At 69.2% G+C, this 15,200-nt stretch carries 12 protein-coding genes; 9 read left to right on the forward strand and 3 right to left on the reverse strand.

The features are described from left to right. Nucleotides 1-20 precede the first annotated feature (20 nt). From HD841_RS08380 to HD841_RS08390, 3 genes are read left to right on the forward strand one after another with little or no spacing between them, the layout of a single operon-like run. Nucleotides 21-638 carry a histidine phosphatase family protein gene (locus HD841_RS08380; RefSeq protein ID WP_218845465.1) on the forward strand — a complete coding sequence of 206 codons (618 nt, stop codon included), beginning with the start codon at nucleotides 21-23 and terminating at the stop codon, nucleotides 636-638. Continuing rightward, nucleotides 635-1,420, forward strand: a complete 786-nt coding sequence (locus tag HD841_RS08385; RefSeq protein WP_179508427.1) for a TIGR04290 family methyltransferase — start codon at nucleotides 635-637, stop codon at nucleotides 1,418-1,420. The genes HD841_RS08380 and HD841_RS08385 overlap by 4 nt, the downstream gene beginning before the upstream one ends. Then, entirely contained in the window at nucleotides 1,417-2,346 is a 930-nt protein-coding gene (locus tag HD841_RS08390) for a glycosyl hydrolase (protein WP_179508428.1), read from the forward strand. The genes HD841_RS08385 and HD841_RS08390 overlap by 4 nt, the downstream gene beginning before the upstream one ends. Here HD841_RS08390 and HD841_RS08395 read toward each other — a convergent pair. Then, the gene (locus HD841_RS08395; protein ID WP_179508429.1) at nucleotides 2,324-4,195 is read right to left on the reverse strand and encodes an APC family permease; all 1,872 of its coding nucleotides are present in this window, start codon (nucleotides 4,193-4,195) and stop codon (nucleotides 2,324-2,326) included. The two genes, HD841_RS08390 and HD841_RS08395, sit on opposite strands and share 23 nt — an antisense overlap. Nucleotides 4,196-4,257: 62 nt before the next feature. On the opposite strand from HD841_RS08395, the gene HD841_RS08400 reads away from it, so the two are divergent. The 3 genes from HD841_RS08400 to HD841_RS08410 all read left to right on the forward strand — a co-directional run bounded on the left by HD841_RS08400 (nucleotide 4,258) and on the right by HD841_RS08410 (nucleotide 8,121). Next, nucleotides 4,258-5,253 carry an MDR/zinc-dependent alcohol dehydrogenase-like family protein gene (locus HD841_RS08400; protein WP_218845466.1) on the forward strand — a complete coding sequence of 332 codons (996 nt, stop codon included), beginning with the start codon at nucleotides 4,258-4,260 and terminating at the stop codon, nucleotides 5,251-5,253. A 394-nt stretch (nucleotides 5,254-5,647) separates the two neighbouring features. After that, a complete protein-coding gene (locus HD841_RS08405) occupies nucleotides 5,648-6,628 on the forward strand; it encodes a Gfo/Idh/MocA family protein (RefSeq protein WP_218845467.1) in 981 nt (326 codons plus the stop codon). Nucleotides 6,629-6,663: 35 nt separating this feature from the next. Next, the gene (locus HD841_RS08410) at nucleotides 6,664-8,121 is read left to right on the forward strand and encodes a phospholipase D-like domain-containing protein (RefSeq protein WP_179508828.1); all 1,458 of its coding nucleotides are present in this window, start codon (nucleotides 6,664-6,666) and stop codon (nucleotides 8,119-8,121) included. Nucleotides 8,122-8,187: 66 nt separating this feature from the next. Here the strand turns inward: HD841_RS08410 and HD841_RS08415 are convergent, their stop codons facing one another. After that, on the reverse strand, nucleotides 8,188-10,638 hold the full coding sequence (locus HD841_RS08415; protein WP_179508430.1) for a TonB-dependent receptor: 2,451 nt from the start codon (nucleotides 10,636-10,638) through the stop codon (nucleotides 8,188-8,190). Nucleotides 10,639-10,764: 126 nt separating this feature from the next. Beyond that, nucleotides 10,765-12,387, reverse strand: a complete 1,623-nt coding sequence (locus HD841_RS08420) for an alkaline phosphatase D family protein (protein WP_179508431.1) — start codon at nucleotides 12,385-12,387, stop codon at nucleotides 10,765-10,767. Between the two features lie 142 nt (nucleotides 12,388-12,529). On the opposite strand from HD841_RS08420, the gene HD841_RS08425 reads away from it, so the two are divergent. Genes HD841_RS08425 through HD841_RS08435 form a run of 3 tightly spaced genes read left to right on the forward strand, consistent with a single transcriptional unit; the run spans nucleotide 12,530 to nucleotide 15,198 of the window. Beyond that, a complete protein-coding gene (locus HD841_RS08425) occupies nucleotides 12,530-12,961 on the forward strand; it encodes a MarR family winged helix-turn-helix transcriptional regulator (protein ID WP_179508432.1) in 432 nt (143 codons plus the stop codon). A 9-nt stretch (nucleotides 12,962-12,970) separates the two neighbouring features. Continuing rightward, on the forward strand, nucleotides 12,971-14,974 hold the full coding sequence (locus tag HD841_RS08430) for an FUSC family protein (protein WP_179508433.1): 2,004 nt from the start codon (nucleotides 12,971-12,973) through the stop codon (nucleotides 14,972-14,974). Beyond that, nucleotides 14,971-15,198: a DUF1656 domain-containing protein gene (locus tag HD841_RS08435; RefSeq protein ID WP_179508434.1), complete on the forward strand. Its 228-nt coding sequence runs from the start codon at nucleotides 14,971-14,973 to the stop codon at nucleotides 15,196-15,198. Before HD841_RS08430 ends, HD841_RS08435 begins: the two co-directional genes overlap by 4 nt. Nucleotides 15,199-15,200: the final 2 nt, after the last annotated feature.

A 15,200-nucleotide genomic window follows, 5' to 3' on the forward strand; every position in this document is an offset into this window, starting at 1 on the left:
CGGGGTATTCAGACGACAGCATGGCAGTGACGGCGACGTTCCTTCTGATCCGGCATGCCGCCCATGTTCACCTCGACCGACGCCTGTCCGGGCGGATGGAGAATGTGCCGCTGAGCGACGCCGGCTGCGCTCAGGCCGCCGCGCTCGGCCGTGCGCTCGCGGCACGCCAGCACGAGGAGCCGATCGACCGGATCGTGTGCAGCCCGCTTGAGCGGACGCGCGACACCGCTGCCGCGATCGCCGCCGCCTGCGCCCTGCCCCCGCCCGAACCGGTCGATGCCTTGGTCGAGATCGACATGGGCGAATGGACCGGCGCAGCGTTCACCGACCTGCACGGGCCCGAATGGGATGCCTGGAACGCCGAGCGTGGCTCTGCCCGCATCCCCGGCGGCGAGACGATGGCCGAGGCACAGGCGCGGATCGTCGGCTACCTCGAGGACGCGGCCGCGCGGCAGGACGGTGCAGTCATCGCGCTGGTCAGCCATTCCGACATGATCCGCGCCGCAATCGCCTTCGCACTCGGCCTCTCCCTCGACAATCTGCTGCGCTTCGACATCGACCCCGCCTCAGTCAGCCGGATCGTGGTGGGGGATTGGGGGGCGCGGGTGATCAGCCTCAACGAAAGAATGGCAGCATGACTCCGGAGAATTTGCGGGCCGAAGTGGATCGGCTCGCGCCCTGGTTCCATAACATCGACCTTGGGCACGGCATCCAGACCGCGCCCGACCACTTCCTCGGCGACTATCCGCGCTTCAAGTTCGCGCGCTTCGCCGACGCCCTGCCCGCCGACCTCACCGGCAAGTCGGTGCTCGACATCGGTTGCAACGCCGGCTTCTACTCGGTCGAGATGAAGCGCCGCGGCGCCGACCGCGTACTCGGCATCGACAGCGACGAACGCTATCTGGCGCAGGCGCGGCTCGCCAGCGACGCGCTGGGGCAGAGCGGCATCGAGTTCCGTAACCTGTCGGTCTACGACGTTGGCGCGCTCGGCGAGCGGTTCGACCTCGTGATCTTCATGGGCGTGCTGTACCATCTGCGTCACCCGTTGCTCGCGCTCGACCTGATCCGCGAGCATGTCGCCGGCGACCTGATGCTGTTCCAGACGATGCAGCAGGGCAGCCGCGAGGTGTATCCGGTGCCCGCCGACCATCCCTTCCACATGCCCGGCACGCACACGCCGCCGCCGGTCTTCGACGAGCCGGGCTATCCCAAGATGCACTTCATCGAGCGCGAGTTCGCGCATGACTGGACCAATTGGTGGGCACCCAATGCGGCGGCGAGCGCCGCGATGCTGCGCGCGGCGGGCTTCACGATCGAGGCGCAGCCGGAAAGCGAGGTCTATCTCTGTAGAGTCGCACCGGTGCCTTATGGCGAATACGGGCCGGCAGCGGTCTATCCGAACAGGGGGAATGGCGCATGATCGAAGCCGCGATGATCTGGAACGAGCCCAACAACAAATCGCATTGGGACCCGGAGGTCGATCCCGACTGGTCGATCTTCGCCGATACGGTGATCCGCGCCGGCAATGCGATCCACGCGATCAATCCGGCGGTGACGCGCGTGCTGGGCGGGATGAGCCCGATCGATCCCGATTGGGTCAACCGCATGCGCGCGCATGGCGCGCTCGATGCGGTCGACGTGGTCGCGGTGCACGGCTTCCCGCTCGACTGGAACCTGTGGCCGATCCACGCCTGGCCCGACAAGATCGCCGAGATCGAGGCGGTGGTGCCGGACAAGCCGATCTGGGCGACCGAGGTCGGCGTCGGCAGCTTCGGCGCCGAGGAGGTGCAGGTGTTCGGCGTCCGCAAGACCGCCGAGCTGCTGCTCGACCGGGTGCCGCGGGTGTTCTGGTATTCGCTCTACGACCTGCCGCACAGCTGGGGCGCGACGACGCGCCATCGCGAGGCGGAGGGGTCGAGCTATTACCGCCATTTCTACATGGGGCTGATCCGCGAGGACGGCACGCCCAAGCCGAGCCTCGACGATTATGCCGCCGTCGCCGACCGGATGGGCCTGATGCAGTGGTTCCACTATCAGGACCCGCGGCTCGACGAGGCGGTCGCCTGGATGAAGCGGCTCGGCACCAAGCGGCTGCGCACCGGGCTCAGCTGGGCGGACAGCTTCCGTCCCGATGCGATCGACTGGTTCGACCGGCAGATGGAGGCGCTCGCCGATTTCGAAGTCACCGTCACCTTCTGCTTCACGCCCGAGCACCTCGGCGTGCAGCCGCATCACAGCAGCGCGGCGCGCGATCCGCAGCAATTCGCCGACTTCTGCGCGTGGATGATCGACCGCTACGCGCCCGCCGCCGCGACGACCGACCTCAGGACCGCCACGGCGAGGTGATGACCATCAGCCGCGGGCCTGCATGCGCGACCAGCGCGTTGCGCAGCCGTACCGACCGGCGGCTGTGAAGCAGCCGTTGCCACGGACGGCGCAGCACGAGTTCGGGGATGATGATCGCCACCGAGCGCCCCGGCGTGTCGGCGTCGATCCGCTCGACCAGTTCGAGCACCGGCCCCTCGATCTCGCGATAGGGCGCGGGCACGCAGACGAGGCGCGGCGGGGTCAGGCCCGCCGCCTCGACCGGCGCGGCGATTTCTTCGGCGAAGGCGCGCTTGATCGCGACCAGATCCTCCTCCTGCTCGGGCCCGCCGAGCCGGACGAGGTGGACCGCGATCACGTCCGGCGACAGCGTCATCGCGAACCGCAATGCGCGATCGCTGATCCGGTTGCGCTCTTCATACGCGATCAGGACGGTCGGCGGCTGCGTCTCGTCGACATGGAAGGGCTCGGTCGCGGCGAGGCGGCGGTCGAGCCGGTCGTAATAGCGGCGCACGGCGTGCAGCAGGCCGATGGTCAGCGGGATGGCGATCACCACGATCCACGCGCCTTCGGCGAATTTGGCGGCGACGATGATGACCAGCGCGACGATCGTCGTCGTCGCTCCGAGCGCGTTGATCGCCAGCCGCGGCCAATGCCGCCGCCCCTCGCGGCGCCAATGGACGACCATGCCGATCTGGCTCATCGTGAAGGTCAGGAACGCGCCGACCGCGAACAGCGGAATGAGATGGTCGGTGATGCCGCCGAAGGCGACCAGCAACGCGCCGCCGGTGACCGTCAGGAACACGACGCCGACCGAGAAGACCAGCCGCCGGTCCGCCACCGCGAACCCGCCCGGCAGGTAGCCGTCGAGCGCGACGAGGCGGCAGATACGCGGGAAGCCGACGAAGCTGGTGTTGGCCGACAGGCACAGCACGCACAGCAGGCTGGACATCGCGATGTAATAGATGGCGCCATGGCCGACGACCGCGCCGGCGAGCTGCGACAGCACGCTCTGATAGCCCGGCCTGGTCTGGTCCATCGCGCCGATACGATAGCCGTGGGCGACCGCGGCGATGCCGGCAAGCAGCAGGCCGAGCGCGAGGCAAATGACGGTCAGCGTGCGCCGCGCCTCGCGCACCACCGGCTCGCGAAAGGCGCCGACGCCGTTGGAAACGGCCTCCACGCCGGTCATCGCGGTGCAGCCGGCGGCGAAGGCGCGCAGCAGCAGCCACAGGCCGAGCGGCTCGACCGCGGCGGGCAGCGGCGGCGGCGCGATCACCGGCTCGCCATGGCCGGTGGCGAGGCGGACCAGCCCCCAGCCGATCACGCCGAGGAAGCTGAGCAGGAACAGATAGGTCGGCGCCGCGAAGAGCCAGCCCGCCTCGCGCGTGCCGCGCAGATTGGCGAGCGCGACCACCGCGAGGATGCCGAGGCACAGTTCGAGCGTCCACGGCTGGAGCACCGGCAGCGACGAGGTCAGCGCACCGACGCCGGCCGAGATGCCGACCGCGACGTTGAGCACGTAATCGATCATCAGCGCGGCCGCGGCGAGCAGCCCGGCATTGTCGCCGAGGTTCTGGCGCGCGACGGTGTAGGCGCCACCGTTGCTGGGATAGGCCAGGATCGTCTGGCGGTAGGAAAAATAGAGGATCGCGAGCAGCGCGACGATCGGCGCAATCACCCAGCCGATCATCGCGACGCCGAGCGCGCCGAGCGGCGCGAGGATCGTCAGCGCGGCTTCGGGACCGTAGGAGGACGAGCCGAGACCGTCGAGGCCCATCGCCGGCACCCCGGCGACCCAGCCGATCTTCTGTTCGCCGCCTTCACGATTGGCGAGCCTTCGGCCCAGCAGGATATCGACCAGTTTCATGAGTCGGGTTCAACGCGTCGCGACGCGGCCGGTGTCCCGACGAACATATTGATGGAGGTTGCATGACAGCGATGGACGCGACGACGCCCGATACCGCGGCGATGCGCGCGGCGGTGCTGGCCGAGCCCGGGCGGATCGACCTGACGCGCGCGCCCCTGCCCGCTCCGGGCGCCGGCGAAGTACGGTTGCGGCTGGAGGGATGCGGCGTCTGTGCATCCAACCTCGAACCGTGGGCGGGGCTGCCGTGGATGACCTATCCGGGCGAACCCGGCGGGCTCGGCCATGAAGGCTGGGGCCGGATCGATGCGGTCGGCGACGGGGTCGAGACGCTGACGGTCGGCGATCGCGTCGCCGCCCTCTCCTATCGCTCGTTCGCCGATTACGATCTCGCCCAGGCGGACATGGTCGCCAAATTGCCCGCGGCGCTCGACGGCCAGCCGTTTCCCGGCGAGCCGCTCGGCTGCGCGTTCAACATCTTCCGCCGCAGCGACATTCGCGCCGGCCAGACGGTGGCGATCATCGGCATCGGCTTCCTCGGCGCGGTGCTGACCAAGCTGGCGAGCGACGCCGGCGCGCGCGTGATCGCGATCTCGCGGCGGCAGGAGAGCCTGGACCTCGCCACGCATTACGGGGCCGCCGAAACGATCCCGATGCACGATCACTGGCAGATCATCGAGCGGGTCAAGGCGTTGACCGGCGAGGCGATGTGCGAGCGGGTGATCGAGGCGGTCGGCAAGCAATGGCCGCTCGACCTCGCCACCGCGTTGATCGGCTTCGGCGGGCGGCTGGTGGTGGCCGGCTATCACCAGGACGGCCCGCGGCAGGTCAACATGCAGGACTGGAACTGGAAGGGCATCGACGTGGTCAACGCGCACGAGCGCGACCCCGCGGTGCAGATGCAGGGGCTGCGCGAGGCGATCGACGCGGTGGCGAGCGGGCGGCTCGATCCCGCCCCGCTGTACACGCACCGCTATCCGCTGGAGCGGCTCGGCGAGGCGCTGGACGCGACGCGGGACAAGCCGGCGGGGTTCGTAAAGGCGCTGGTGGAATTGGACTGAGGTTTCTTCGTGGTGAGGGCGCTGTGTTTGGGAAACGTCTCCTTAACCCCCATGCTTCGCGTGTCTCCCCCGCCAAGGCAGGCAATCGCATAAGGCTGCGGGGATCGGGTCCAACCGGCATTTACATCAGATCTGTCACCCCGGACTTGTTCCGGGGTCCACCCCGCCGCAAGAGAAACGTGTCGGAACAAGCCCTTTCTCCTCGCCGCAGAGTGGACGCCGGAACAAGTCCGGGGTGACGAAGTGCGTTAAAGTTGACGCGTCACAGGCGATTGCCCTGACCGCCCGGCGGGGTAGGCCGAAGGCCTGATAGATGGGGGAAAGGCGGGAGCCATCCAGCTAAAGGCTGGCTCTCTTTAAACAAAGCGCCCCAGACGGCGGCAAGACAGGACGAATGATGACCAGACCGCGCGTGGGATTTCTAGGGACCGGATGGATCGGCCGGCATCGCATGGAGGCGATGGTCGCGACCGGGGCGATCGAGGTCGCCGCGGTGTGCGATCCGTCGGACGCCTGCGTGCGCGATGCCGCGGCGCTGGCACCGGAGGCGATGGTGGTGCCGTCGCTCGACGCGATGCTGGCGCTCGGGCTCGACGGGGTGGTGATCGCGACGCCCTCGGCGCTGCATGCCGACCAGGCGATCGCCGCGCTGCGCGCCGGGGCGGCGGTGTTCTGCCAGAAGCCCCTCGGTCGCTCGGGGCCGGAGACGCAGGCGGTGATCGATGCGGCACGCGCCGCCGACCGGCTGCTCGGCGTCGATCTGTCCTATCGCCATACCGAGGCGATGCAGGCGATCGCCGGGTTGATCCGCGACGGCGCGCTCGGCGAGATCTTCGCGGTCGATCTCACCTTCCATAACGCCTACGGACCGGGCAAGCCGTGGTTCTTCGACCCGGCGCAGTCGGGCGGTGGCTGCGTCATCGACCTCGGCGTGCATCTCGTCGACCTCGCCCTGTGGGCGCTCGGCTTCCCCGCGGTCGGCGACGTCGAGGCGATGCTGCGCGCCGGCGGACGGCCGCTGCAACCCGGCGAGGTCGAGGATTTCGCCACCGCGCGCTTCGACGCCGGCGGTGCCTCGGTGCGCCTCGCCTGTTCGTGGAACCTGCATGCCGGGCGCGACGCGGTGATCGAGGCGGCCTTCTACGGCACCAGGGGCGGCGCGGCGCTGCGTAACGTTTCGGGATCGTTCTATGACTTCACGGCGCAGCATTTCACCGGTACGCACGCCGCCACGCTGACCGCGCCACCCGATGCCTGGGGCGCGCGATCGGCTGCCGTCTGGGCGGAGCAGCTTGCTGCCTCGCCCGCATTCGACCCTGCCGCGGCGCTGTTCGCGCGCAGCGCCGAGGTGCTCGACCGCATCTATGGCCGTTAGGAAGGACAGAGCGCACGCACATGGGCGATACAGCCATGGATGACTCGGGGTTGCTCGATCCGGGCCGCAACGTCTGGCGCGTCGAGCGGGCCGAGCGCCTGTCGGTGATCGTCGATGCCGATCGCTATTTCGGTGTCGCGCGCGAAGCGTTCGCACAGGCGAAGCGGCGGATCATGCTGGTCGGCTGGGATTTCGACGCGCGCATCCGGCTGGTCGGCAGCAACACCAGCACCGAGGGGCCGGAGACGGTCGGCGACTTCCTCTACTGGCTGGTCGAGCGCAATCCCGAGCTGGAGCTGTACCTGCTGCGCTGGGACGTCGGCGCGATGAAGTCGATCTTCCGCGGCAAGACCGTGTTCACCGTGCTCAAATGGGCGCGCCATCCGCGCATCCACGTCAAGCTCGACCACCATCATCCCACCGCCTCCTCGCATCACCAGAAGCTGGTCTCGATCGACGATTGCCTCGCTTTCTGCGGCGGGATCGACATGACCGCGGAGCGTTGGGACACGCGCGCGCACCGCGACGACGATCCCGGCCGCAAGCTGCCCGGCGGCAAGCCGTACAAGCCGTGGCACGACGCCACGACCGCGATCACCGGCCCGGCGGCGGGCGCGCTCGCCGAATTGTGCCGCAAGCGCTGGCAGCGCGCGACGGGGGTTATGCTGCCGGCGATCGACGTGCAGGGCAGCTGCTGGCCGGCGTCGCTCGAGCCGACCTTCGAAGGCGTCGAGCTCGGCATCGCGCGCAGCCAGCCGGAGATGCCCGACGAGGCGCCGGTGACCGAGATCGAGGCGCTGTTCCTCGACCAGATCCGCAGCGCCCGCCGCCACATCTATTGCGAAAGCCAGTATTTCGCCTCGCGCCGGATCGCCGAGGCGATCGCCGCGCGGCTCGACGAAGAAGACGGGCCGGAGATCGTCATCGTCAACCCGCTGACCGCGCAAGGCTGGCTGGAGCCGCTGGCGATGGACACGGCGCGGGCGCGGCTGGTCGAGACGCTGCGGCGGCGCGACACGCACGGGCGGCTGCGGCTCTATCACCCGTTTACCCGCGGCGGCACGGCGATCTACTGCCACGCCAAGATCACCATCGTCGACGACCGGCAGCTGCGCGTCGGGTCGGCGAACATCAACAATCGCTCGCTGCGGCTCGATACCGAATGCGACGTGGTGATCGACGCGGTGCGCCATCCCGACGATGGGCTTGAGGCGAAGATCGTCGCGGTGCGCAACGACCTCATCGCCGAGCATCTCGACGTGCCGGCGGAGCGCGTGGGCCAGTTGATCGAGCAGACCGGGTCGCTGATCGAGACGATCGAGCGGCTGCGCGGGCCGGGACGATCGCTGCGGCCCTATGCGGCGCCGGATCTCGACGGCGTCGAGAAATGGCTGGCGGACAATGAGGTGCTCGACCCCGAGGGCCCAGGCGAGATGTTCGAGGCGGTGACGCACCGCGGCCTGTTCCGCGGCCGGCTGCGGCGGGGGCGTTAGACGGAGCGGACGCGAGAGCCCGTCGATGCGGCGGGTGCCCGGGGCGGCCCCCGGACACCCGCGCGGTCAGAACCCGCCGGAGAGCGTGAAGAACGCCATGCGCGGCGGCTGCGCATAGCTGTTATAGGTTTGCGCGGGGGCTGCGACGATGATTTCGTAGATGCCCTTGCGATTGGTGACGTTGGTGATGTTGACCGACAGCCGGAGGTTGTGCAGCCCCGATACGACGGTCGGCGGCAGCGTATAAGATGCCTGCAGGTTGAGCAGGACGCGGCCGGGTACCGACTGGTCGTTGGTATAAGTGGCGAAGCGGGGGCCGACATAGTCGCCGATCACCTGCGTCTCGAAGGGGCCCGCGTTCAGCGTCAGGACGGTCTTGTTCAGCCAGCGGGCGACGTTGGGCACGTCCTTGCCGGCGGTGCGCACGAGCGCGGTGCCGCTCTTGTAATCGTCGGCGTAGCGCGAGCGGTTGTACGACAGCGCGTTGTAGAGCGACACCGACGGGCCGAAGCGCAGCGTCGCCGCCGCATCGATGCCGTTGGTACGCACCGCGCCGACGTTCTGGAGGATCGTCGCCCCGCCCAGCACCGAGCCGATGACCTGCGTCGAACTGATCGGCAGCAGCCGGTTGCTGAAGTCGACATGATAGGCGCTGATCTGCGCCTCGACACCCGTCAGCGGCCCGGCGTCGACATGGTGCCGGGTCCGCACGCCGGCCTCATAGGTCCAGGAGGTTTCGGGCTGCGTGGTCTGCTTGATCGCGTCGAACAGCTCCTGACTGCCGACGTTATAGGGCGATAGCGCCCCGGCGATGGACGCCTGAAAATGGCGGACGTTCTGCTGCACGTGGCCGAAGATCTGGTCGTCGGGCGTCACGTCCCAGGCCGCGCCGATCGCCGGCAGGAACCATTTGCGCGTGTTGATCCGGCCTTCGGGATAGCGGGTCGGCCTGCCGCCCGTATAGGCGATGGCGCCGGGCAGCGGCTGCACGGGCACGCGACCATCGGCGAACTGCAGGCTCGACTTGAAGCCGGCTTCGATCGTCAGCGATGGCGTAACGTGCCAGCGATCCTGCAGATGAAGCTGGACCACGTCATATTTGGCGACGCTGGCATATTGGGTGAGCTTGAGCAGCGCAGGGTCGGCCCATTCATAGGGCGACGGCGGCGGCGCATCGACCGGCACCGCATACCAGTTGCGGAAGATCGTGTTGCGATTGTGCTCGTACCAGCCGCCCAGGCCGATCTCGTGATCGCCCGCGGTGATCGCCAGCCTCGACAGCCACCCCTTGCGATCGATGCCATATTCGGTGGTGCGCAGCGCATAGCCGGAATTGCCGAACACCGTCTTCAGGTTCTGCCCCGGAAAATAGACCGCGAACATAGTTGGCAGGCCAGCGGCCGACACCGGGCCGACGATCTGCCCCTGCCCCTCGTCATGATGACCATAGACCTGGTTGCTGAACGTCACGGCGTCACTGAAGCGATAGTCGTATTTGACGTAGAAGAGATAATCGGTGCGCTGGGCATCGCCGTAATAGTTGGAATAATTGTTCGGATTGTCGGCCGGCGGCTTGCCGTCGGCATCGACGTAGCGCAGCGCCGCCTGCCAGTCGGGATAGAGCAGCGAGCGGTAATAGGGCTCCAGCCCGCCCGCGTTGTGCGCCACCGAATCCTGGTTCGGCTCGGCCTTATCGGACAGCGCGGCATAGCCGGTCAGCGTACCATGTTCGCCCTTGTGGACGAACTTGGCGTTGGCCTGCCAACCGCCCTGGTTGGCGCGGAATTCCCAGGCGCGCGCCTTCTGCCGGACGATCGAAAGATAGCCGCTGTTGGTGCCGCCGAACGCCTCCGCATCGCCGCTGTCGATGCGCAGATAGGTGCGTTGCGCATTGTAGCTGCCGAGCGTCTGCGCGAAGCGAAGCCCCGCCCGCGCCGAGGGCTGGCCGGTATAGGTTTCCAGCCCGCCGCCGAGGTTGCTCGCCGAGGCGGTGGCGAGGTCGGCGGCACCCGAGGTCAGGCGGACCGAGCCGACATCCTCGCTGATCACCGCGCGCTGCGGCGACAGGCCGTTGTAATTGCCATAGGATTGGTCGCCGAGCGGCACGCCGTCGAGGGTGAAGCCAAGCTGGTTCTGGTTGAAGCCGTGGACGATGAGCGAGATGTTCTGCTCGTTGTTGCCCCAGGGATCGGCGGTCTCGAACTGCACGCCGGGCAGCGTCTGGATCGCCTTGACCGGGTTCACGCCGGGCAGCACCTTCTGCATCTCGGCGCCGTCGATCGTCACCGCGGAACGCGTGGTGCGTGCGGCGGTGACGACGACCACGCCGGAGTCGTCGTTACCCTGCTGCGCCGTCGCCGGTGCGGCACCCTGCTGGGCGGCATTATCCGCGCCGGCAGCCTCCGGTGCGGCTGTCGTCTGGGCGACGGCGGTACCGGCCTGCCCCAGGGCCGCAAGCGAGACGGCGAACAACAAGGCGCCGCGGCGACGGCGCGCGGCGGTGGACGGTATTGGCATGATCTTCCCCAACTCGACCGCACCACTGCGGTCGTGCGGTCGGTTAGGGACGGGATATGACCGTTCCGGGTCTTCTTGGTTGCGCTCCGGCGTATTTTGCAAACGATTGCGACGAAGCGAACCGGGTCAGGCCATGACGTGTCGATTGCGCAACACCGTCGCGCTGTGACCGACGGACCCGCGCGGCGTGTGCGTCTTGATGCTGTCGACCATGATCCAGTCGTTGGTGACGCGATCGGCGGCGACGGTCATCGCCATATAGCCGCGCCGCGCGGTGTCGCACCATTTCAGCTCCGGATTGGCGCGGACGAGGGCGGCGGCGACCTGCGCGGGATCGGTGCTGATGCTGCTTTCGAATCCCGGCGAGGTCACGCTGTGGCCGGCGAATTCGACCGCGGCGGGGCGGCCGTCCTGCGCCAGGTCGTAAGCCCAGGCATTGTGGCTGTCGCCGGAGATCAGCACGGTGTTGCCGCCGATCTGCTGCACCGACTTGAGGAAGCGGGCGCGGGCGGCGGGGTAGCCGCCCCAATTGTCGAAGTTGAACGGCAGGCCGAGCGCCCCGGCGGCGACGCCGGCCTGGACATAGCCACGCGCCCGCGGCGAGATGGCGGCGAGCCAGGTCTGCGTCTCGGGCGGCATCACCGTCGCGCCCATGATCGTGCCGAAGCCGACGATCTGCCACGGCCGGCCGCTGCGCACCGAGGCGCGCATCGCGTGGCTCAGCCACACTTCCTGCTGGCTGCCCATCATCGTCACCGCCGGGTCCTGCCACGGGCCGTCGCGGAACGCCTTGAGCGCGGCGACCGGATCGGCAGCGCGGAACAGCGGCGCCACGTCGGGCTGGCGGGTGCGTGCGAGCAGCCGCGTCTCGGTGCGGAACAGCGTGGCGAGTCCGCCGATATCATAGGCCTTCCACGGTTCGTCGGACACCGGCATCCATTCGCGATAGGCCTGGATCGAGGCGGCACGACGGGCATTCCAGTCGCCTTCGGTCGCCGGCGTATGGTTCTCGGCGCCGCCCTCCCAACTGTCGTTGGCGCTCTCGTGATCGTCCCATTGCACGATCATCGGCATGGCGAGGTGCAGCGCCTGCAGATCGGGATCGGCGCGATAGCTGCCGTAGCGCAGGCGGTAGTCGGCGAGGTGGATGATCTCGCTCTGCGGTGCCGGGGTGCGGCCCGGCACCGCGTCGGCGGGCAGCGGATAATGCGCGGGCGCATATTCGTAGAGATAGTCGCCGAGGTGGATCGCACAGTCGAAGCCGCCCTGCGCGACCGCATGGGCATAGGCGTTGAACCAGCCGAAGCCGATGTTCGAACAGGAGAAGATCGCCGCGCGCCAGGTCTTCATGCCGTCCTCCGGCAGCGTCGCGGTGCGGCCGACCGGCGAGCGGCTGCCGTCCGGGGCGACGAAGCGATAGTGATAGCTGCGCCCCGGCTGGAGGCCGTCGACGGTGATCTTGGCGGTATGGTCGCGCCAGGGGCCGGTGATCTGCGCGCCGCCGGCGACGACGCGGGCAAAGTCCGGCGTCTCCGCGACCTCGACACGCAGTTCGACCGGGCCGCCGTCGGCGGGCACGTAGCGCGTCCAGAGCAGCATCGAATCGGGCGCCGGCTCGCCGCTCGCCACCGCATGCGTGAAGCCGCGGGCCTTGCCGATCGCCTCGATCGCGAATGCGCCGCCCGGCAGGGCGCTGGCCCCCAGGCCGATCATGGCGGTCTTCATCAGCATGCGACGGTCGAGTATCATGAGTGGTGCTCCGAAAACGATGCGACGCCCATGGAGAAGGATTGTGAAAGCCGCGCGACGCTTACCGCACTGCAACATAGCGCTTGTGATTAGTTAGGTACCTATCTATCTGGCGCATGTGACTTGTCCTACCCCTGCTCAGATGCGTGCCTTCGCGGCGCACCTCGTACCGCTCGGCCGCCGTTACCGTCGCGCGCTCGACAACGGCCTTGCCGGCCTGTCGCTGTCGCATACCCCGGCGCTGGCAGTGATGCTGATCGGCCGCGCAGCGGAGGGGCTCCGGCAGGGCGCGCTGGCCGACCAGCTCGGTGTCGAGGCGCCGTCGGTCGTGCCGCTGGTCGACCAACTCGAGCGCAGCGGCCTGGTCGAGCGGCGCGTCGACAGCACCGACAAGCGCGCGCGGCTGCTCCACCTGACCGAGGCCGGCACGTCGCTCGCCGCGCAGGTCGAAGAGCGCACCGCGGAGATTCGCCAGACGCTGCTCGCCTGTATCGAAGCGGACGAACTGATCGTCGCGACGCGCGTGCTCGACCAGCTGCACGCGACGCTGACGCTGCTCGACGAACAGGGCTGAGCGACGGCGATGCGGATCGGGCTGCGCGAGACGGTATTCTCGGTGAATTGCTTCGCGGCGGCGATGCTGGCGCTGTTCGTCTCCTTCTCGCTCGGCCTGGAACGGCCGTTCTGGGCGATGGCGACGGTCTATATCACCAGCCAGCCGCTGAGCGGCGCGGTCCGGTCGAAGGCGGTGTTCCGCCTCGCCGGTACCGCGGTGGGCGGGGCGGTCACCGTGTTGCTGGTGCCGGCGCTGGTCAACGCGCCGGTGCTGCTGTCGCTGGCGCTCGCACTGTGGGTGGCGCTGTGCCAGTTCGTGTCGCTGCTCGACCGGACGCCGCGCTCCTATCTGTTCATGCTCGCCGGCTATACCGCCGCGCTCATCGGCTTCCCCTCGGTGACGCATCCCGAGGCGATCTTCGACACCGCAGTGCTACGCGTGCAGGAGATCGGGATCGGCGTGCTCTGCGCCGCCTTCATCCACGCGGTGGTATGGCCGCGCAGCGTCAGCCAGGTGTTCGGCGCGCGCGTCGCGGCGGTGCTGGCGGAGGCGGAGACGTGGATCGCCGACGTGCTCGCCGCCGCCCCCGCGGCCAGCACCGGGCGCGAGCGGCGCAAGCTCGCCGGCGACATCACCGACCTGCACGTCACCGCCACGCACATCCCGTTCGACACCGCGCGCATCCGCCCGACGCGCGCGCTGCTGACCGGCATGCAGGACCGGCTGGTGCTGCTGATCCCGTTGGTCTCGGCGGTCGAGGACCGCTGGCGCAGCCTGATCGCGGACGGAGCCGTCGCACCGGCGGTGACCGAGGCAGTGGCGGCGGTGCGAAGCTGGGTAGCAAGTCCGGCCCGGCCCGGCCCGGCCCTGCCCGCCGAGCCGGTCGTCGCCGCGCTCCGCAGCGGGCGGGACACGATCGAGGGGGACGGCTGGCGCGACCTGATGGCGCTCAACCTGCTCGCGCGGCTCGAAGAGCTGGTGCTCGCGCTGGCCGAGGCGCGGCTGCTGGTGGCAGCCGTCGCCGATCCGGCGGCCGTCGCGCCGCCTGCGGTGAGCGCGGGCGCGGCACGGCCGTTGCATCGGGACTATGGCCTCGCGCTGCTGTCGGCGACGGCGACGGTCGTCACGGTGCTCGGCTGCTGCCTGTTCTGGATCGCGACCGGCTGGCCGGAGGGAGCGGTGGCGGCGATGATCGCGGCGGTGGTCTGCTGCTTCTTCGCGACGATCGACGATCCGGTGCCGGCGCAGCGCGGCTTCCTGATCTGGACGATCGCCTCGCTGCCGCTCGCCGCGGTCTATCTGTTCGCGATCCTGCCGGCGATCGACGGCTTCGCCATGCTGACGCTGGCGATGGCGCCGCCGCTGCTGGCGATGGGCGCGGTGATGGCGAACCCGAGCTGGTACGGGCGGATGGTGCCGATGATGCTCGGCTTTGCCGGCGGGCTGGCCCTGACCAACAGCTTCACCGTCGATGCGGCGAGCTTCTTCAACGCCAATGTCGCGCAGATCATCGGCATCGCCGCGGCGATGATGACGACGCGGCTGATCCGCAGCATCGGCGCGGGCACCGCGATCCGCCGGCTGCGCCGGGCCGGCTGGCGCGACCTCGCCACACTGGCGGAGCGGCCGGCGGGCTCGGCGATCGGCCAGATCGCCGCGTGGCGCAGCCGGATGCTCGACCGCGTCGGCCTGCTCGCCAGCCGGATCGGCGAGGTGGAGGATGAGGAGCGCGATGCCGCCGCCGCGACGCTGCGCGAGCTGCGCATGGGGCTGAGCATCGCCCAGATCGCCCCGGTCGCCGCCTATGCGCCGCTGCGCGCGGCACTGGCGCGCCACTTCCGGACGCTGGCGCGCGGCGACGAGGCACCGCCGCCGGCCGAGCTGCTCGACCGGATCGACGGCGCGATCGCCGCCGGTCGGGCGATCGCCGATCCCGAGGAGCGCCGCGGCCAGCTCGTCAACCTCGTCGGGCTGCGCCGCAACGTCTTCCCCGCCGCGCCCGACTGGCAGGACGCGAGGGCGGCGGCATGACCGGCGACATCGATATCGCCGGCGTGTTCGTCCACCCGCTGCTGCTCGCCGCGGTGCTCGCCTTCATGCTGGCGGAGGCGATCGGCTGGGCGCTGGCGCGCGCGCGGCTCTACCGTTTCATATGGCATCGCGGCCTGTTCGACGTCGCGCTGACCATCGTCCTGTGGGCCGGCATCGCCGGCCTGATCACCGGCGGCGACCCCGCCGCCGCCCTGTTCGGCTAGCA

The sequence above is a fragment of the Sphingomonas melonis genome (genome assembly GCF_013409985.1).
Taxonomy (GTDB): Bacteria; Pseudomonadota; Alphaproteobacteria; order Sphingomonadales; family Sphingomonadaceae; genus Sphingomonas; species Sphingomonas melonis_A.